This is a genomic window from Pseudomonas sp. SDO5591_S426 (genome assembly GCF_054070755.1).
Genome location: NZ_JBSVXD010000004.1, coordinates 54,323 through 71,582, shown reverse-complemented (window position 1 = coordinate 71,582; position 17,260 = coordinate 54,323). Strand labels below are relative to the sequence as shown.

The 17,260-nt window shown below is 58.8% G+C and carries 18 protein-coding genes and 1 pseudogene; 5 read left to right on the top strand and 14 right to left on the bottom strand.

All coding sequences use genetic code 11. The annotated features are described in order from the left end of the window. Positions 1-11: 11 nt before the first annotated feature. Both ACW9JC_RS02050 and ACW9JC_RS02045 read right to left on the bottom strand, forming a co-directional pair. A complete protein-coding gene (locus ACW9JC_RS02050) occupies positions 12-260 on the bottom strand; it encodes a hypothetical protein (RefSeq protein ID WP_457453257.1) in 249 nt (82 codons plus the stop codon). A gap of 286 nt (positions 261-546) precedes the next feature. Continuing rightward, positions 547-1,104 (bottom strand): lipocalin family protein, encoded by a 558-nt coding sequence (locus tag ACW9JC_RS02045; RefSeq protein ID WP_457453255.1) that lies wholly within the window; start codon positions 1,102-1,104, stop codon positions 547-549. Between the two features lie 689 nt (positions 1,105-1,793). Here ACW9JC_RS02045 and ACW9JC_RS02040 point away from each other — a divergent pair. The 3 genes and pseudogenes from ACW9JC_RS02040 to ACW9JC_RS02030 all read left to right on the top strand — a co-directional run bounded on the left by ACW9JC_RS02040 (position 1,794) and on the right by ACW9JC_RS02030 (position 3,129). Further along, entirely contained in the window at positions 1,794-2,153 is a 360-nt protein-coding gene (locus ACW9JC_RS02040) for a DUF6124 family protein (RefSeq protein ID WP_338581348.1), read from the top strand. Between the two features lie 124 nt (positions 2,154-2,277). Next, positions 2,278-2,538 (top strand): hypothetical protein, encoded by a 261-nt coding sequence (locus ACW9JC_RS02035; protein WP_457453253.1) that lies wholly within the window; start codon positions 2,278-2,280, stop codon positions 2,536-2,538. Then, a pseudogene (locus ACW9JC_RS02030) lies at positions 2,535-3,129 on the top strand (cell filamentation protein Fic). The gene ACW9JC_RS02035 and the pseudogene ACW9JC_RS02030 overlap by 4 nt, the downstream one beginning before the upstream one ends. 62 nt (positions 3,130-3,191) lie before the next feature. Here ACW9JC_RS02030 and ACW9JC_RS02025 read toward each other — a convergent pair. The 7 genes from ACW9JC_RS02025 to ACW9JC_RS01995 all read right to left on the bottom strand — a co-directional run bounded on the left by ACW9JC_RS02025 (position 3,192) and on the right by ACW9JC_RS01995 (position 10,152). Beyond that, complete coding sequence (locus ACW9JC_RS02025) at positions 3,192-4,931, bottom strand: dipeptidase (protein ID WP_457453252.1); 1,740 nt, start codon at positions 4,929-4,931, stop codon at positions 3,192-3,194. A gap of 159 nt (positions 4,932-5,090) precedes the next feature. Continuing rightward, positions 5,091-5,390 (bottom strand): hypothetical protein, encoded by a 300-nt coding sequence (locus ACW9JC_RS02020; protein ID WP_457453250.1) that lies wholly within the window; start codon positions 5,388-5,390, stop codon positions 5,091-5,093. 114 nt (positions 5,391-5,504) lie between these two features. Next, complete coding sequence (locus ACW9JC_RS02015; protein ID WP_457453248.1) at positions 5,505-6,473, bottom strand: MBL fold metallo-hydrolase; 969 nt, start codon at positions 6,471-6,473, stop codon at positions 5,505-5,507. 92 nt (positions 6,474-6,565) lie between these two features. Further along, the gene (locus ACW9JC_RS02010; RefSeq protein WP_338581340.1) at positions 6,566-7,090 is read right to left on the bottom strand and encodes an HIT family protein; all 525 of its coding nucleotides are present in this window, start codon (positions 7,088-7,090) and stop codon (positions 6,566-6,568) included. Beyond that, positions 7,081-8,205, bottom strand: coding sequence for a sensor histidine kinase (locus ACW9JC_RS02005; protein WP_457453246.1), 1,125 nt, complete (start codon positions 8,203-8,205; stop codon positions 7,081-7,083). Before ACW9JC_RS02005 ends, ACW9JC_RS02010 begins: the two co-directional genes overlap by 10 nt. Positions 8,206-8,242: 37 nt before the next feature. Next, complete coding sequence (locus ACW9JC_RS02000) at positions 8,243-9,061, bottom strand: alpha/beta fold hydrolase (protein WP_416126765.1); 819 nt, start codon at positions 9,059-9,061, stop codon at positions 8,243-8,245. Between the two features lie 323 nt (positions 9,062-9,384). Beyond that, positions 9,385-10,152, bottom strand: coding sequence for a metallophosphoesterase (locus ACW9JC_RS01995; RefSeq protein WP_457453244.1), 768 nt, complete (start codon positions 10,150-10,152; stop codon positions 9,385-9,387). A 171-nt stretch (positions 10,153-10,323) separates the two neighbouring features. Here ACW9JC_RS01995 and ACW9JC_RS01990 point away from each other — a divergent pair, with 171 nt between their 5' ends. Beyond that, a complete protein-coding gene (locus tag ACW9JC_RS01990) occupies positions 10,324-11,184 on the top strand; it encodes a hypothetical protein (protein ID WP_457453243.1) in 861 nt (286 codons plus the stop codon). Positions 11,185-11,235: 51 nt separating this feature from the next. On the opposite strand, the gene ahr is transcribed toward ACW9JC_RS01990, so the two are convergent. The 3 genes from ahr to ACW9JC_RS01975 form a co-directional block, all read right to left on the bottom strand. Beyond that, positions 11,236-12,267 (bottom strand): NADPH-dependent aldehyde reductase Ahr, encoded by a 1,032-nt coding sequence (gene ahr / locus ACW9JC_RS01985; protein WP_457453241.1) that lies wholly within the window; start codon positions 12,265-12,267, stop codon positions 11,236-11,238. Between the two features lie 123 nt (positions 12,268-12,390). Then, positions 12,391-13,797 carry an aldehyde dehydrogenase family protein gene (locus ACW9JC_RS01980; protein ID WP_457453239.1) on the bottom strand — a complete coding sequence of 469 codons (1,407 nt, stop codon included), beginning with the start codon at positions 13,795-13,797 and terminating at the stop codon, positions 12,391-12,393. A gap of 165 nt (positions 13,798-13,962) precedes the next feature. Beyond that, a complete protein-coding gene (locus ACW9JC_RS01975) occupies positions 13,963-15,180 on the bottom strand; it encodes an MFS transporter (protein WP_457453238.1) in 1,218 nt (405 codons plus the stop codon). 131 nt (positions 15,181-15,311) lie between these two features. On the opposite strand from ACW9JC_RS01975, the gene ACW9JC_RS01970 reads away from it, so the two are divergent. Then, positions 15,312-16,088: an AraC family transcriptional regulator gene (locus tag ACW9JC_RS01970; protein WP_457453283.1), complete on the top strand. Its 777-nt coding sequence runs from the start codon at positions 15,312-15,314 to the stop codon at positions 16,086-16,088. Here the strand turns inward: ACW9JC_RS01970 and arsH are convergent. Next, positions 16,081-16,767 (bottom strand): arsenical resistance protein ArsH, encoded by a 687-nt coding sequence (gene arsH, locus ACW9JC_RS01965; RefSeq protein ID WP_457453236.1) that lies wholly within the window; start codon positions 16,765-16,767, stop codon positions 16,081-16,083. The genes ACW9JC_RS01970 and arsH overlap by 8 nt on opposite strands. Before the next feature lie 11 nt (positions 16,768-16,778). Then, complete coding sequence (locus ACW9JC_RS01960; RefSeq protein WP_457453234.1) at positions 16,779-17,249, bottom strand: arsenate reductase ArsC; 471 nt, start codon at positions 17,247-17,249, stop codon at positions 16,779-16,781. Positions 17,250-17,260: the final 11 nt, after the last annotated feature.

The window sequence follows — 17,260 nt, the reverse complement described above, 5'->3', positions numbered from 1 at the left end:
GATACCAGATGTCACTTTTTCTTTTTCGCGGGCTTTTCTGCCTTCTCTGATTTCTTAGCCTTTTCTGGCTTGCTATCAGCTTTTTTTGCAGATTTCTTTGGTTCGGCATCTTTTTTCTTGTCTTTCTTATCGGAAGATTTCGAAAGAGCCGACGCCGCAGCTGATTTCTTTGCCGGTGATGATTTTTTGTCTTTCAATTCCTTGCTGGCTTTTGAAGACTCACCTTTGCTTTTCTTCTCGTCTTTTGCCACGTTGACCACCTCGCGGAGTGTGCCGGTATAGGCACATTGCCTGTGGGAATATCCACCAGCTGATCATTAGGCGAGCGCGGCTGAAAGCGGTTCAAATTTTTTTGATGCGTCGAGATGGGCTTTGGGTGATGCACCTTTAAGCACTGACAGGTCGACATTCTGAATAGATCATCAGCTTCGCCTCGGAGTCCAAGGTAGAGCGGTTGGAGTTGTGAACGACGGCTACTGGCCGCTTTCTGACACTCATACCAGGCAGCAATCGGTAGACTGCTGCCTACGCACCATTACACGTTGACTAGGGTTTGGTCGGATCTGACGGACGCCAGATTAGTTTGCTGGTGTCATACCCCTGTCGCTGAGCAATCTTTAGCAACTGTTCGCGGTTGACGCCGTTAATTTCAGGTGCGCGTGAAAGTACCCATAGATATTCTCGATTCGGGTGGCCGACCAGTGCGAACTGGTAGGCGGGGTCGTGGTAAAGCACCCAATACTCACCTTTGGTTATTCCTGGTGCAATGCGGCTGAACCAGTTATCAAATTGCACCCACAGTTTGTCTGTCTTACCTGGCTGCTGCGATTCGGCAATTCCGCGTACCTCATTCCAGTCGCCATCCTGTTCCCTGCAACGATTGGTGACGTCAATGCGGCCATCATCACGTAGACCATAATGCGCTTCTGACTGCTGGCAATTGCGCTGAAAGAACATAGGTAACCTGGCCTGCTCGTACCAGGTGCCCTTGTATTTTTGCAGGTCGACTTGCATGGTGGTGGGAGGGGGCTCCTGGCTTGAGCCAGCGCACCCAGCGAGTGCCAAACCCAGACAGGAAAGTAGAGCAATCTTGCGAATCGACATAAAGACCTCCAGGTTGTCAGGAGAAACACACATGTCATTGGAGGTAGGTGAGAGTGAAAAGTGCTATCGATTTCTTGATGGCGGCGTTCACTGTTGGAGCGGGCCGATTGCTGCCTTTCGCGATGGGCCGCTATAAACCCGAAACCGCCACACACAAGAGGTAGCAACTAACCCGCTGCGATCACTTGCACCATGGCCATGTCTTCAGCTTTTTCTGGGCTTCCCTCGATGACTTGCCATTTACTCAGTGTCATCCGGTTTTTCATTGGGCGTTGCTGTACGTGAAGAGTGCTTTGTCGAAGGGTGGTTACCTGATAACTGAAGATCCGGATCTGAACCGAGGGCGGCTGTTTAAAAGCGTTTAAGGATACTTCCTGCAAGCTACAAGACCTTGCGCCGTTGCCTACGGGTACGCCAGAATCCGCCGGCTTGTGCGACTTGGAGGCCATCGGTAACTTGATTCGTGTCACTGATCATCAGTGATCGGGTTTAGCAGCTCGGGGTTGTAAGCAAGGTGCACAAGCTCCTGTCAGTCAGGTATTCCCATGCCTGCACTTGATGGTGGCTGTGCGCAGGGCGCCTTCGGGCGCGCCGGCTTTGCTAGCTTCCCCGGTCTGCTAACCTGCGCACAGCTGCCTCCTTCTCGTTTAGCAGCAAGAGGGTTGGCACCCAATCAGAGAAGCAAGCATATGTTCAAAGTCACACCAAACCCGCCGGACACCGATCCAGCCTCCCCATACGAACCCGACTCAAAAAAACTCAACGAAGCCGCTGAACGCGCCCTCGATTTCCACTTCCCCTCGACCGCCGATATCAAAGCCACACCGCGCACCGTCAGCACCCTCTTCACCGTCGACCCTGAGGTGACGCTCGAAACCCTGGCCGTTTATTTAGTCGAGACCCTGGCCTCAGTGGATGTGATGGTCCATCAGTTGGTTGATCACCTGGATGGTGAATCACGCAATGCGCTGCTGGGTATTTCCAACAGCGTGATGCTGGCGGAGATAACCGCGAATCGGGTGCTGGATCAGATTGATCCACCTGAGTAGGGACAGGTTGTGGTGAAGGGGGCACACCTCGAAAGTCCCCCTTCACGAGTCGCCGACATAGCTGTGAGCGAAGACAAAAAGCAAGCGCAATGCTAAGGTTTGACCATACATAGAGGACTTTTTGATGACCCAGGCAGCTGCTACCAGCGTAGCAAATCAAGTCCGCAAACTTGCAAAAGATCACCAGATTTCCGCTGAGCCCGACGGTATGAGTCGTATGGCTGTGACCATTACACGCCTGGCCGGCGATATTGTGGAACTGGATAGCGTCGAACGGTTACTCGTCAATCTCAAGAGAAAAGGCGTTCTGAGCAAGTCTGAGATCCTGGCGCTGCAAGGGCGCTATCTTCAGGAAAAAAGACGCGCCAAGAAACGTAGCGCATGATTTTTGATCCGTTCGGCGATTTCGAAACGGCTGGATACCTGCAGAATTCATTGCAGCTGAAAGATCCCACTGAAGTAAAAGAATCAGAACACCTTTCGTTTGAATTGAGCATTGAAGATGCTCTTGCCTATTTGGCCAAGAAGAGAAGCATCGATTACAAGGCTGTACTTCAGGTTCACCAGATCTTGTTCTCCGACTTTTATCACTGGGCCGGGAAGGATCGGAATGAACTCGTACCGCACTTGGCGGTTTTCAAAGGCTCATACGAAGATCCCCACAGTACAGCCTTCGAGCGCCCGGACTTAATCAGGATGTCGGTCGACTATGCGCTCAAGCTGGCAGCGAACAAGAAGCGCTTCAGAGATCACCCAGGGGAAGTGATGGGTCAGTTGGCATTTGCTCACCCCTTTCTGGGATATTTCCAGTCGCGATGAGTGGCCAGAAACCATCAGTGGAATCAGAGGATTGGATGGCCTGGACAAAGAAGATATTACGTACGCAAGCCTGGATAACCCGGAAGTTCAGCGCATCTACAAGACCTACAGGGCGCAGAGTCTCGACGTCCAGGCACCGCCTGAATCGGATAAATGAGTAAGCGGTATCTGAGTAATTGAAAAATCGGACCCGCCAAAGCGACGGGTCCGAAAGGTGAATCAAAGCTTCGGCAACTGCCCAATTCGCCCCATCATTTCGGTCACGATCTGCAAGTCCAGCAAGAACTGCTCGGTGGTCTTGAACTCGTTGTCGTTGTGGCCGGTGTATTTGACGTCGGGCATGGCCAGGCCAAATTGCACGCCGTTAGGCAATTCATGCACCGACGTGGCGCCGGCGGAGGTGCCGAATTTGTGTTCCATACCGAGGTTTTCGCTGGCCACGGCGAGCAGGGCCTTGACCCATTCGCCTTCAGGGTTGCGGTACATCGGTTCGGCGATCGAGTAATCGAAGGCCGGTGCGATCTGGGTCTTCTTGCTCCAGGCGTCCAGCTTTCCGGCGATTTCCGCTTTCAGCGTTTCCGGCGACTTGCCCTTCGGCACGCGCAGGTTGACCGCGAGTTTGAAGGCTTTGTCATCCACTCCGACATAGGTCAGGGAGGTGGTCAGCGGGCCCATGAACTCATCGGAAAAACCGACGCCCAGTTTGTTGCCCAGGTAGTCCAGGCCCCAGTTGTCGGCGGCGTAGCGAGCGGCATCCGTGATCTGGTTGTGCTTGAGCGCGACCTTGCCGTCCAGACCATTGATGAAGTCGAGCATCCGCGCCACCGGGTTGACCCCGGACTCGGGTTCGGAGGAGTGGGCGGAAACGCCGGTGACGGTCAGTTTGACGTCCTTGCCGTCGACCTTGGCGGCGATCTCGAAGTCACCGCCATTGCGCTTGACGTACTCCGCGCCGGCCTTTTGCAGGGCAGCGGCCAGTTCGGCGGGCTTGTCGGTCACCAGCGTGGCGACAGATTTCGACGGAATCTGGTTGGTGGCAAGGCCGCCGGTCATCGAGGTGATTTCCGCGCCTTTGCCTTCGCCAGCGCGCTTGGCGAAACTGGCCATGACGGTGCCGTAGCCTTTCTCGGCGATCACCACCGGATAGCCGCCATCCAGCGCCAGGTTGTAGTTGGGCGTCGGGTTGCGTTCGAAGTAGTAAGGGATGGCGTCGCCCGTGGTTTCTTCGGTGGTGTCGACCAGCAGCTTGAAGTTGCGTGCCAGCGGCAGCTTCTCTTCCTTGATGACTTTCATGGCGTACATCGCGACCACGATGCCGTTCTTGTCATCCTCGGTGCCACGGCCATACATGCGATCGCCGATCAAAGTGACCTTGAACGGATCGAGGCGGGTGCCATCCTTCAGCACCCAGTTCTCCGGCGTCACCGGCACCACGTCGGCGTGGGCGTGAATGCCCACGACTTCATCGCCAGTGCCTTCCAGGGAGATTTCATAGACGCGGTTGTCGACGTTGCGGAAGTTCAGGTTGAACGCCTGGGCCAGGCCTTTGATCTTCTCGGCGATCTTGATGAACTCGGGATTGTCGTGCTGGGCAACGCCGTCCACGCGCATGGTCGGGATGGCTACCAGCTCCTTCAGGGTTTCGGTGGCCGCGCTGCCGTACTTCACGCGCGTATAGAGGCCCAGCAGGCGATGGATTTCGTTTTGCTGCTCGGCGGTCAGCGTCTTGTTGTCGAGGAAGGCGCTGATGGCCGCGCCGAGGTCGTCGGTCTTGGCGATGTCGCTCTTGGCCAGGCTCCCGAGGAATTGCCTGAAATCCGTGACCGAGGCATCACTGAAGGTCTTGAGGATGATCGCGCTCTGTTGCGGCGTGATGTTGGCGTGGGCAGCGGTGGTGAACGACGAGAGGCTGGCGAGCATCAGGGTGGTCGCGGCCAGGTGCTTGAGTGAAAATTCCATTTCTGGAGGCATTCCTTTGCAGGTGGTTTGTGGGAAATATCTGATCGTTTAATCAGAAACATTTCCAAACTAACACCATGAGGGTGTGATGCGGGAGCCCCTGTAACGGGATGTGTCGCACAGAAATGCAAAAGCGGCGCACAAACGAAAAACCGTTTATCAGTGCTTACATTCTGCCAGCACTACTTGACAGGTACTTGGCGTGCCGCCGGATCGCCCCGCATAGCGTGCGCAATTGCTCAGGGATTTCTGGCGAGCCATGTTCAAGGTGTCGCCCCAGGCGAGGCCACCTTCGCCGACAGTGGGCAGGGCTTTTGCGTAGCAGGCCGAGCCTATGTTCGAGGCCGTATAGCGAGGCGTGGCCGCTTTGCCTGCACACCCGGCGATCAGTGCAAGGTTGATAGTCAGCAGGGCAGGGAGGAGCCATGACGAGCATTGATGTGTGTTCAAGCTCGTCATCGCGTTTCCCCTGAATCCAGAGTGCTGAAGGCGTGTTTTCGAGTGTGCGCTGTTTAGTCTAGACGGCCTGGTACAACTTCGATCATCAAACGCGAGTTCGCCGTCCAGCGGCGGTCAGTAATCCCAGAAGGCCGCGACCCAGCGAAACGCATTACCGTCGACGGCCACGCGGCCAACGGAGGGGAATGGCAGGTGAGTGGCGACAAACAGCTCACCGCTTGCCGCCGCTTCTTGCATCAGGCGGACCCGAACGCGCACCGATTCCTCAGGGTCGTGTTCAAAACCGTTGTGCCAGTCAGGGTGTTCGAAGGCGACCGGAAACAGGGCGTCGCCGGCGAAGGTCAACCGTTCGCCACCGGATGTCACGTAGACCACGCAGTGCCCCGGGGTGTGGCCGCCGGTGAGTCTGGCGACCACGCCCGGTGCCACCTCGTATTCATCTTCGAAGGTGTGCAGCTTGCTGTGGAATTCTTTCATGAATTCATTGGCGGTTGCCCGCAGGACGTCCGGCACCGGCGACGGCATGGAAGTAAGGGAAAAATCGGGCGACTTCCAGAACTCCACCTCGGTCGCCGCCACGTGGATTCGCACATCCGGACGCAGGCGGTTCTTCACCTCGTCGACGAGCAGCCCGCCGATATGGTCCATGTGCATGTGGGTAATCACCACGTCAGTCACGGACCCCAGGTCGATACCGGCGGCTTCCAGCCGCTTGGGAAACTGCCCGGCGCGGGGAAAACCGGGGAACTGCCCGCCCAGTCCAGCGTCGACGAGGATGGTCTGGTCGCCGCTACGAATCACCAGGACGTTCAGTGCCCAATCGAACGAGTCCGGCCCCAGGAACATGTCCTTGAACCAGGCTGCGCGGGCCGCTGGGTCGGCGTTGGTGGACATCGTCGTGGTCGGCAGCGGCAGCACGCCATCGCTGATCACCAGCACGTCGATTTCGCCGACCCGCACCGCATAGCGCGAAGGCACCAACTCCTCGAACCCCGACCCTGAGGCGAGTGAGGTGTCGTGCTGGCCGTTGCTTTTCTGATGTATTCCATCGTTCTGGATGGTTGGGTTCAGTTGCGTTGTCATGGCTGTTCTCCGTTTGCCTGGGTCAGATCGCCCGGAGAATCAGTGTGCCTTTCGACGCAGCGCGTTCGATACCATACGCACGTATAGAACGGTCAGGCTTTAGCGTGAGCCTTTCCAACCAAAAGGTAATTATCCTGCGTGCCAAACGCGATCCGCAGGCGATCGATGATCTCTTCGATCGACGGTCCCTGGATGCTCGGCGGCTCCGGACTTTCACCAAATTCGCGCCAGATGAACAGGGTCATTTCCGCGCCATCGGTCTGCGTCTGAGGGCTGACCGCGCCGAAGTTTCTCAGCAGTCGATAGCGCTCATCCTGCCAAAACAGTTCTTCGACCCAGTGGTACACCGGGATGTAGTGAAAGTGGATCGGGAAGCGCGGATCGTGGCCGAATCGGCTGATGTAGAGCCATTTCGGCTGCAGCTCCAGTTGCAGGATTTTCTGCACTTTGGCGAGCAGCACGCCCATCTCGACCAAAGCGCCTTCGGGCAGGTCCGACAATGAACGCACCGGGTGCCGCGTCCCCAGCACAAGATAGCCGGGCAGCTTGGTCGTCATGTGGTGATTGAGTACCCAGTGGGCTGTCTCATGGATGATGAAGCGTGGCGCTATGTCCATGGTTGGGTATCCGTTGTCGAAGCTGGTAGGGAAAATGAGAAGGTCGCGCCGTGGTCAGGCTGACTGTCTACCTTTATGCATCCACCATGCAACTCGATGATTGAGCGGCAGATGGACAATCCGATCCCCATGCCATCTTCTTTGGTCGTGAAAAACGCATCAAACAGCAGCGCAAGGTGATTCTGGTCAATCCCTGGGCCGTTATCGCGTACCTCCACCACCGCTTGACTCTCTTTCGCCTGTATTCGCACGTGCAGCTCCCCGGGCAAGTCATTGTGGCCGCTCATGGCCTGCAGGCTGTTCATGATCAGGTTGATCACGACCTGCTGGAGCTGGATTCGGTCGCCCGATACCTTGGGCGACTGGTGTTCGAACGTGCACGACAATCGCACCTGATGACTCTGGATTTCCCGGTCAAGCAGGGCGAGCGAGTCCGCTACTACCGATTTTAGATCCACTTCTTCGTAGTGCGAATCGCTTTTGCGCGTCAGGTCGCGAATACGCTTGATCACCTCGGCCGCGCGGCGCGCATTACTGGCTGCGCGGGCGATAGCGACCCCGGCTTCCTTGAGGTCGGGGCTGGGGCGGTCGAGCCAGCGCTGGGCCGCTTCGGCACTGGAAGTGATCGCGGCCAAAGGCTGATTCACTTCGTGGGCGATGGACGCTGCCAGCTCGTCCATCGTGGTATTTCGACTGATATGAGCGAGTTCGATTTGCGCACGGTGCAGCTGCGCTTCGACATCACGGGTATGGGCTAGCAAACTGAATTGTTCCTGTAGTTCATCGCTGGTGCGGCGGTTTTTCAAGGCCAGCCAGGTGGCAATGCCGATGGCCGTCAGGCTGACGAGGCAGCGGGCCAGCGCGGCGCTGAACGGATGATCGAGGTGGGAAAAGCAGAACGCGGCAGTCGTCAGCACCGCGCAAGTCAGTGCAACCCGGCGCAACCCGCGGATTGAGCACGAGTCCATGGCCATCATGATGACCAGGACGTACAGCACCGCCACCGCGATATCGAGTTCCGTGACGGTATCGACGACGAAGATCGAGAGCGTGGTTGCCCAGAGCGCCAGGCACTTTGCCTTGGCGCACGGAGAGCCGATCATGACGTTCATCATGAACCGGCTCTTGCGGTGCAGTCGCAGCCCAAGGCGGTCAAGCCTTGATGAACGCCAGGAGGTCCGCGTTGATCACGTCACCATTGGTCGTGCACAGGCCATGGGGCAGGCCAGGATAGGTTTTCAGGGTGCCGTGCTTGAGCAGTTTGATCGAGAGATGCGCCGAGTCGGCAATCGGTACGATCTGGTCATCTTCGCCGTGCAGCACCAGGGTCGGCACATCGATATTTTTCAGGTCATCGGTGAAGTCGGTTTCCGAGAAGGCCTTGATGCAGTCGTACTGCGCCTTGGCGCCGCCGTTCATGCCCTGGCGCCACCAGTTGTCGATGATCGCTTCGGAAACTTTCGCGCCCGGGCGATTGAAGCCGTAGAACGGCCCGCTCGGAAAGTCGCGATAGAACTGGGTGCGATTGTCCGCCACGGCTTTGCGCAAGCCATCGAAGACGTCCAATGGAATGCCGCCCGGATTGTTCGCGGTGCGCAGCATGATCGGCGGTACGGCACCGATCAGCACCGCTTTGGCCACGCGGCCGCGACCATGACGCGCCACATAGCGTGCCACTTCACCGCCGCCGGTGGAGTGGCCGACGTGCACGGCGTTCTTGATGTTCAGGTGCGCCATCAGTTCAGCGACGTCGGCGGCGTAGGTGTCCATTTCGTTGCCGACAGCGGTCTGCGACGAACGGCCATGACCGCGGCGGTCGTGGGCGATGACACGGAAGCCCTTGCTGAGGAAAAACAGCATTTGCCCATCCCAGTCATCGCTGGAAAGGGGCCAGCCATGGTGGAACACGATCGGCTGGCCGCTGCCCCAGTCCTTGTAGAAAATCTGCGTGCCGTCCTTGACTGTGATCATCCCCGAACCACTGGAGTTGCCGTCACTTTTGCCTCCGGTGGAAGCGGGCGTCTGTGCCTTGGTTTGCTGCGCTGCCAGCGCAGGTAGTGTCACCGCCAGGGCTGCTGCCATGGCACCGGTCGTGATCAAGCCACGACGTGAGGTTCCGCTTTTCTCGTCAGTCATTTTTCAACACTCATGTGAGTTCTGGAGGTAACGCATGCGCGGCCCGAGGCACTTCCCCGGTTGAGGGAAATTTATGGGCAAAGCCGGGCACTGACCAGCAGACATGGGTGTTTGAAACTAACGCTTTGGTATAGGCGCAAACTCCCGTACGGCGCGCCTCAGACCGCCAGTTCGATCACCAATGCGCCATCGAATCCGGGATTTTCGTTGACGCCTTCTTTGGCATAACCCCGGGCGTTGCACACCACGCGGGTATCGCCCACCCGGTAGTCAAAGCTGCCGTGGGTGTGACCGTGCAGCCATAGGGCCGGTTGCCATTTTCTGATCCGCTCTTCGAGGTCGGACACAAAACTCGAGTTGATCGGTGAACTGGCAAACATCGGGCTGATGCTCGACCGGGTCGGTGCGAAATGGGAAATCACCACCGTGGGCGTCGTGCTGTCGCGGGCAAAGCAGTCTTCCAGCCAGGCGACGGTCTGCAGAAACACAAGCTGGGACACCGCCGGGCTGAACAGGTCTTCGAAATCCGGGGAGATTCTGATGCGGCTGAAATCCCGCACCAATGCCGTCGCCAGGTCAATGCCATGTGCCCGTTCGTGCGCATCCTCGTAAAGCCGATAGTCGGACCACAGCGTGCAACCCAGAAACCGCACGCCGTCGTGAACGTATTCGGAGCGCTCCAGCACGTGAATCTGCGTGCCTTGCGACAGCCTGTGCAATTGCTCGTAAGTCGAGATCAGGTCGCTGCCGTAAAACTCATGGTTGCCAGCCACGTACACGATCGGCGCAGGGCAGGCCTTGGCCCAGTCAATGGCGGCAGCGGGGCGCGAAATGTCGCCGGCGAGGACGACGATATCGGCATCCACTTCGGGAAACGGAATCGCGTTGACGGACAGGTGGATGTCGGACAGCAAGGCGATGCGCATGGGTCAATTCCTCTCTGAATTAAACTTCAGTTCCATTGAGTGCTTGCCTGTTCGCCAACAGTATTGCGTGAAGCGACACACAGTTGTCACGACGGTGGTTTATTTACGAGCCCAACGCCAGTAGATTAGGCGGCGGTTTGCCACCATCTAGCTCACTTACAAGGAAGCAGCATGAACGTTAACTCATCCTCGTCATCATCCAGCGCATTGATCGCTGCCTATTCTTCTGCCGCCAATACCAGGGCAGATGGCCAAGGCAAAGTGGCCGACAGCGATCAGGCAGCAGGCAATTCGCAGAATGATGACTCGGTGAGTTTTTCCGGCACGGCCACTGACTACAGCGCCTCGATCGCCAGCAACGCGCCGTATTTTCCGGTGCGCCCGGGAATGAACGCCGACGCGTTGATTCTGGGTGTGGCCAAGCCTGGAGCGATTTCCAGTTCCAAGGACAAGACCTTTGCGGACGTGGCCATCGATGCCCGCAAGCGCATGGATGAAAAATACGCGTTGATGAAAGACAGCGGCAAACCGTACGACAACAAGAACGTCGAGGATCGCAATGCGCTGATGGGCGATCTGGATCGGCGTTCGCTGTACGCCATTTCCACCAATGAAGGCGGCAATTTCACCAAGGAAGAACAGACCGCGGCCCAAGACCTGATGCGCCAGCAAGCGCAGCTCGCAACGGGCTACTACGTCGGCCCGGAAGACCAGAAGAAGAACTGGCGAGACCCGTTCGCCAACGACCCGGTCGGTCGCGCCAAGGCAGCCCTGAACTTCCTGGATAACATGAGCCCGGAAGAAAAATCCACGCCGCAATGGCTGACCCAACGTTCAACCATCCAGACCGCACTCGACCAGGCCACCGCCGCCGATCCGGTGGAACTGGCGAAGAAAAAGCAGCTGTACTTCCCGATCCTCGCCGAGATTTTGCAGAACGGCACCAGTTGGTTCGACAAGAAAGAATCGGACGGCAAGAGCGCTGATGATTTGCTGAAGCAGCTTCAGGCGGTGGTTCAGTCGACCAAGTAATCTGCTGTTCGGCGCGCCAGTGAGATCTTTGAGATCTCACTGGCTGCCCTGTCATTTACTGGCATCCAACACCACGCGATAACGCGCCTTGCCACTGCGCAAATGATCGATGGCTTCGTTGACGCGGCTCATGGGAAACATCTCGACCTGCGGCACGATCTGATGACGTGCGCAGAACTCCAGCATGGTCGCCGTGTTGCTCGGCGAGCCGACCGGTGAGGCAGACAGGGTTTTTTGTTGCGGAATCAGGTCGAACACGTGCACCGGGATTGCACTGGGCACGATGCCGACAAAATGCAGGCGACCCTTGCCGCGCAGGGTGGCGAGGATGGTCGTCCAGTCGAGGTTGGCGTTGGCGGTGACCAACAGGAAGTCCAGGGTGCCGGCAATCGCTTTCAGCGCGTCGCTGTCGGTCGAGGCGATGACCTTGTGTGCACCCAGGCGTTTGGCTTCGTCCTGTTTGCTCAGCGATGAGGTGAAGGCGGTGACTTCGCAGCCCCAGGCATTGAGGAAACGCAGCGCCAGATGACCGAGACCGCCGATGCCCACCACACCGACCCGATCGGTCGGTTTGATGCCGAATTCCACCAGCGGGTTGAACACGGTGGAACCTGCGCAAAACAGCGGGCCGGCCATCGCCGGGTCGAGTCCTTCAGGTATTGGCAGGGCCCAGGCCCAATGCGAGCGCAACCGGTCGGCGAAGCCACCGTTGCTGCCGATGATGGTCGGTTGGGCCGTGCGGCACATGTTGTGCGAACCTTCGATGCACGACGAGCAATGCATGCAACTGCCCTTGTACCAGCCGATGCCCACCCGTTGCCCCATTTCGAGACCGCGCACCTGCGCGCCCACCCGGACGATGCGGCCGACGACCTCGTGGCCGGGAATAAACGGGTACTGGCTGATGCCCCAATCGTTATCGATCAGTGACTGGTCGGAGTGACAGACGCCGCAATATTCCACGGCGACTTCTACTTCTTCTTCACCCAAGGGACCGGGATCGTAGCTGTAACGCTCCAGTGGCGCACCGGCCGCCGTTGCGGCCCAGCCTGTGAATGTCTTGAGTTCGGTATTGTCGCTCATGGAAGACCTCCAGATCAGGAGACGAGGGTTTGGCCGCTCGTGCAGCGGCGACGGAGCCAGAAAAGTGTAGCGGCTCTCTTTCCCGACGCCATCGCCATTGGCGGCAAACCTCTGAGCGGTCTTTTAGCCACGCACCGCCCGAGAGCGCCAGACCATCATCTTCTCGACCTGCATTTCTTTCATGGTGTGAGGAATGCCGCCCACGCCATTCCCGGACAGGCGCGCGCCGGCGAACGGCATCCAGTCGACACGGAACAGAGTGTTCTCGTTGACCATCACCGCTGTGGCGTCGAGGTCCTGATAGCACTGCATCGCCGTGTCCAGATCCCGGGTGAATACCGCTGCCTGGAAGGCATAAGGCAGGGCGTTGGCCAACTGGATTGCATCAGCCAGATCGTCGTAGGCGTACACCGCGACCACCGGGCCGAACACTTCCTTTTGCATCACGTTGGAATCAATGGACGGATTCAACAACACCGTAGGCGCATAGCAGTTGTTGCCGAGTGCGCGACCACCCGCGACCAAACGCGCGCCACCGGCGACGGCGTCATCCACCCATTGGCCCACGCGGTTGACTTCACGTTCAGCGATCAGCGGGCCGACATCGGTACGCGCATCGGTCGGGTCACCGACGACCATGGCGTCGCCCATCTGGCCCAGGCGTTCGGCGACCTGCTCGGCGATGCTGCGGTGGCAGAAAATCCGTTGCACGCTCACGCAGGCCTGGCCGGCGTGCCAGAAACCGCCACGGGCGATGCGCGGCAAGGCATCGTCGAGGTCGGCGTCCGCCGCCAGGATCACCGGCGCCACGCCGCCGTGTTCCAGCGCGCAGCGAGTGCCTGGTGCGAGGGTCGAGCGCAGCATCCAGCCCACCGCCGCCGAACCGATGAAGCTGAAGAAACCCACCCGGGGGTCCGACACCAGTTTGCCGGTGACGGCGTTGTCGGTCGGCAATACCATCTGCGCCCAACCGACTGGCAGACCGGCTTCGGTGAGGATGTCGAGCAACGTGCGGCAACTCAGCGGCGTGTTGGCCGCCGGTTTGACGACGACTGGTGCACTCACCGCGATGGCCGGCACCACCTGGTGCACGATCAGGTTGAACGGGTGGTTGAACGCCGAGACGGCCGCAACCACACCGAGCGGTTCGTATTGAGTGAAGGCCACACGGTTGGCCGACGTGGCGTTCAGCCCCATCGGGATCACATGACCACCCTCGGTGCGCAGCACTTCGATGCAGTTGAGAATGCCGTCGATGCCGCGCTCGACTTCGGTGATCGAATCCTTCAGCGGCTTGCCACCTTCGCTGGCAGCCTGGGTGGCGATCTCGTCCTTGCGCGCAGCGATCAGCTCGGCGGCGCGCTGCAAGATCTCAATACGCCGAGGCTTGGACAACCACTGGCTGCGATCACGAAACAGGCTGTGGGCGATGCTCAAGGCGTGCTCGACATCGGCCTCGGTGGAAACCGCCACGTGACCGACGACGGCACCGTTGTAAGGGGAGTGCACAGCCAGGGTGTGTTCAGACATGGGACTTACCTCGAGTAATTCTTAAATGACAACCGCTGGCGCTGGGTCACGGGGCGATTGAAGCCGTGCCTGCCAAACCTGGCGCCAAGGTAGTCTCGAGTGAGTTTTTCCAAAACTGAATAATTAAGAAAGCTCCGTTCTTTTTTCGAGAAGACCTCCGGGGCTCTAAACCCCTTTGGTCGACGGTAGCAGGATAGTCAGGATCCCCAGCAGCGGCAGGAACGAGCACAGCGTGTACACGTATTCGATGCCGTGGATATCCGCCAGGTGCCCGAGCAGCGCGGCGCCGATGCCGCCAAAACCGAACATCAGACCGAAGAATACACCCGCGATCATGCCAACGTTACCCGGCACCAGTTCCTGGGCGAAGACCACGATCGCTGAGAACGCCGAGGCGAGGATGAAGCCGATGATCATGCTCAGCACGCCGGTCCAGAACAGGTCGACATAGGGCAGGGCGAGAGTGAAGGGCGCAGCGCCGAGAATGGAAAACCAGATTACTTGCTTGCGACCGATCCGGTCGCCGATAGGGCCGCCGAAGAACGTGCCGGCAGCGACGGCGCCAAGAAACAGGAACAGGTACAACTGCGAACTGGCGACCGACAGGTCGAACTTTTCGATCAGGTAGAAGGTGAAGTAACTGGTGAAACTGGCCATGTAGAAATACTTGGAGAACACCAGCATTGCCAGCACCACCAAGGCGAACGTCACCCGGCCTTTGGACAGACCGTGGGTGGCCTTGCTGCCTTGCTTGAGCTTGAACAGGTTCAGGTGGTTGCGATACCAGCGGCTCAGGCCGTACTGCACGAGAATGGCGAACACCGCGAACAGCCCGAACCAGGCGACGTGCCCCTGACCGTAGGGAATCACGATCGCCGCCGCCAGCAACGGGCCGAATGCGCTGCCGGCGTTACCACCGACCTGGAACGTCGACTGAGCAAAGCCATAGCGGCCGCCCGAGGCCAGACGCGCGACGCGGGATGTCTCGGGGTGGAAGGTCGAAGAGCCAATGCCCACCAGCGCCGAGGCCAACAGAATCGCCGGGAAGCTGCCGACCATCGACAGCATGAGAATGCCGATCAGAGTGCAGACCATGCCGGCCGGCAACAGCCATGGCTTGGGATGACGATCGGTGTAGTAACCGACCCACGGTTGCAGCAGCGAAGCGGTGAGCTGGAAGGTCAGGGTGATCAGGCCAACCTGGGTGAAAGTCAGGCCGTAAGTGGCCTTGAGCATCGGGTAGATCGACGGCAGCACAGCCTGAATCAGGTCGTTGATCAGATGCGCGAGGGCACAGGCGCCGATCACGCGCATCACCAGAGGGCTGGCTTGACTGGCCACCGATGCGGTGGCGGCGGGGGAAGCGGTGGTGCTGATGGACATGGGCGGTCTTCCAGACAAAAACGCACAGCGGGGCGCCAAAAGCGCTACCCATTTTGGGGTTGAGCGCTATGCTAGGTTTCGCCGGATTGCCTGTCTCGCGCAATTCGGGAATCGACTATCGCAAAAAGGGCATGCTGTTGAAGCCGCTAGATGAATTCCTCAGAGAGATCGACGGGCGAGCCTGCGCAGTCAGCAGCAGCGCGACCGACTACCCGGAAAGCTGGGTGATCGAACCTCACTCCCATGAAGCGCATCAATTGATCTACGCGATCGAGGGCGTGATGGTCGTGCATTCAGGATTGAGCCAGTGGACCGTGCCGCCGAGCCGTGGCATCTGGATGCCGAGCGGGCACATTCACTCGATTCGCTGTGTGGGGCCGTTGAAGATGCGCAGCGTGTTCGTACGGCCCGAGCCGTTTCCAGACCTGCCGAACGAGCCTCGGGCAGTGAGCATTTCTGCGCTGCTGAGTGAGTTGATCAAGGTTTCTGTCAATGTAGCGCCGCCCTACGACCAGGACTCGCGCGAGGGCCGGGTCATGCGCCTGATCCTCGATGAACTGAGGATCCTGCCCACGTTGCCTTTGCACCTGCCTCAGCCGACGGATCAACGTATCAAAGCCATTTGTTCGGCCCTGCAGCGTGATCCCGGCGATGGATCGACCTTGGCGCACTGGAGCGCCCGGCTCAGCCTCGACGAGAAAACCATTCAGCGCTTGTTTCACAAGGAAACCGGAATGACTTTCGGCCAGTGGCGCCAGCAAGCGCGGTTGCTGCTGGCACTGGAGCGCATTGCGGTCGGGGAGAAGATCATCGACATCGCCGGTGAGCTGGGCTACGACAGCCCCAGCGCATTCACGACCATGTTCAAGAAACAGTTCGGCAAGACGCCCAGTCATTTCTTCAAATGAGGCGCTGATTGACACGCTGAGTAAGTTCTTGCGCCGATTCCTTGCGCTCCGAGTAGCGATCGACAAGCTCTGGGTGATCCCTGAGCAGCAGCGTGAACTTCACCAGTTCCTCAGTCACATCCACCACCCGGTCATAGAGCGAAGAAGGTTTCATGCGGTTGTTTTCGTCAAATTCCAGAAAGGCTTTCGGCACTGAAGACTGATTGGGGATGGTGAACATCCGCATCCAGCGCCCCAGCACGCGCAGTTGATTGACCACGTTGAAAGATTGCGAACCACCGCAGACTTGCATCACCGCCAGCGTCTTGCCCTGAGTCGGGCGCACGGCACCCAACGCCAGCGGAACCCAGTCGATCTGCGCCTTGAACACGGCAGACATCGAGCCATGACGCTCGGGCGAGCACCAGACCTGGCCTTCAGACCATTGCATCAGCTCGAGCAGCTCCTGAACTTTCGGGTGATCTGCCGGGGCGTCGTCGGGCAACGGCAGGCCGGTCGGATTGAAAATGCGCGTCTCGGCGCCGAAGTGTTCGAGCAGTCGGGCAGCTTCCTCAACCAGCAGGCGACTGAATGACCGAGGGCGAGTCGATCCGTACAGCAGCAGGATTCGTGGCTTGTGCGGGCCATCGGCGCCAGGCCGGATCAAGGTTGTGTCGAGATTGGGCAGTGAGTCGGTCATGGATGCTCCCTTTACAGTGCGCCGATGCGGTCGAGTTCACGCTTCAATGCATCGCGATCCAGTTGGGCGAAGGGCAAGGCGAGGAACGCGCTGCAGCGGGTTTCGATACGCGTCAGCGTTGCGTGAAACGCCGCGCGGACCGTCGCCTCGTCGCCCTTCACGTCAGACGGGTCTTCCAGCCCCCAATGGGCTTTCAGCGCGGGCCCGAAGTACACGGGGCAGGTCTCGCCAGCGGCCTTGTCGCAGACCGTGATGACGATATCCGGTGGGTTGGCTTCGAAGGCGTCGTTGCCTTTGCTGCTCAAGCCGTCAATGGCAATGCCGGCCTCTTGCAGCGTGGTCAGGCTGCGCGGCAGTACCTCTCCCTTTGGAAAGCTCCCGGCACTGATCGCCTGGAAACCGCTTGGCGCGAGATGATTGAACATCGCTTCGGACAGGATGCTGCGACAGCTATTGGCGGTGCACATGAACAGAACGCGCATGGTGGCTCCTC

What these genes read in the sequence shown, in the direction of transcription:
- ACW9JC_RS02045 (WP_457453255.1), bottom strand. Translation starts at nt 1,104, where the DNA reads ATGTCGATTCGCAAGATTGCTCTACTTTCCTGTCTGGGTTTGGCACTC.
- ACW9JC_RS02040 (WP_338581348.1), top strand. Translation starts at nt 1,794, where the DNA reads ATGTTCAAAGTCACACCAAACCCGCCGGACACCGATCCAGCCTCCCCA.
- ACW9JC_RS02035 (WP_457453253.1), top strand. Translation starts at nt 2,278, where the DNA reads ATGACCCAGGCAGCTGCTACCAGCGTAGCAAATCAAGTCCGCAAACTT.
- ACW9JC_RS02025 (WP_457453252.1), bottom strand. Translation starts at nt 4,931, where the DNA reads ATGGAATTTTCACTCAAGCACCTGGCCGCGACCACCCTGATGCTCGCC.
- ACW9JC_RS02020 (WP_457453250.1), bottom strand. Translation starts at nt 5,390, where the DNA reads ATGACGAGCTTGAACACACATCAATGCTCGTCATGGCTCCTCCCTGCC.
- ACW9JC_RS02015 (WP_457453248.1), bottom strand. Translation starts at nt 6,473, where the DNA reads ATGACAACGCAACTGAACCCAACCATCCAGAACGATGGAATACATCAG.
- ACW9JC_RS02010 (WP_338581340.1), bottom strand. Translation starts at nt 7,090, where the DNA reads ATGGACATAGCGCCACGCTTCATCATCCATGAGACAGCCCACTGGGTA.
- ACW9JC_RS02005 (WP_457453246.1), bottom strand. Translation starts at nt 8,205, where the DNA reads ATGATGAACGTCATGATCGGCTCTCCGTGCGCCAAGGCAAAGTGCCTG.
- ACW9JC_RS02000 (WP_416126765.1), bottom strand. Translation starts at nt 9,061, where the DNA reads ATGATCACAGTCAAGGACGGCACGCAGATTTTCTACAAGGACTGGGGC.
- ACW9JC_RS01995 (WP_457453244.1), bottom strand. Translation starts at nt 10,152, where the DNA reads ATGCGCATCGCCTTGCTGTCCGACATCCACCTGTCCGTCAACGCGATT.
- ACW9JC_RS01990 (WP_457453243.1), top strand. Translation starts at nt 10,324, where the DNA reads ATGAACGTTAACTCATCCTCGTCATCATCCAGCGCATTGATCGCTGCC.
- ahr (WP_457453241.1), bottom strand. Translation starts at nt 12,267, where the DNA reads ATGAGCGACAATACCGAACTCAAGACATTCACAGGCTGGGCCGCAACG.
- ACW9JC_RS01980 (WP_457453239.1), bottom strand. Translation starts at nt 13,797, where the DNA reads ATGTCTGAACACACCCTGGCTGTGCACTCCCCTTACAACGGTGCCGTC.
- ACW9JC_RS01975 (WP_457453238.1), bottom strand. Translation starts at nt 15,180, where the DNA reads ATGTCCATCAGCACCACCGCTTCCCCCGCCGCCACCGCATCGGTGGCC.
- ACW9JC_RS01970 (WP_457453283.1), top strand. Translation starts at nt 15,312, where the DNA reads ATGCTGTTGAAGCCGCTAGATGAATTCCTCAGAGAGATCGACGGGCGA.
- arsH (WP_457453236.1), bottom strand. Translation starts at nt 16,767, where the DNA reads ATGACCGACTCACTGCCCAATCTCGACACAACCTTGATCCGGCCTGGC.
- ACW9JC_RS01960 (WP_457453234.1), bottom strand. Translation starts at nt 17,249, where the DNA reads ATGCGCGTTCTGTTCATGTGCACCGCCAATAGCTGTCGCAGCATCCTG.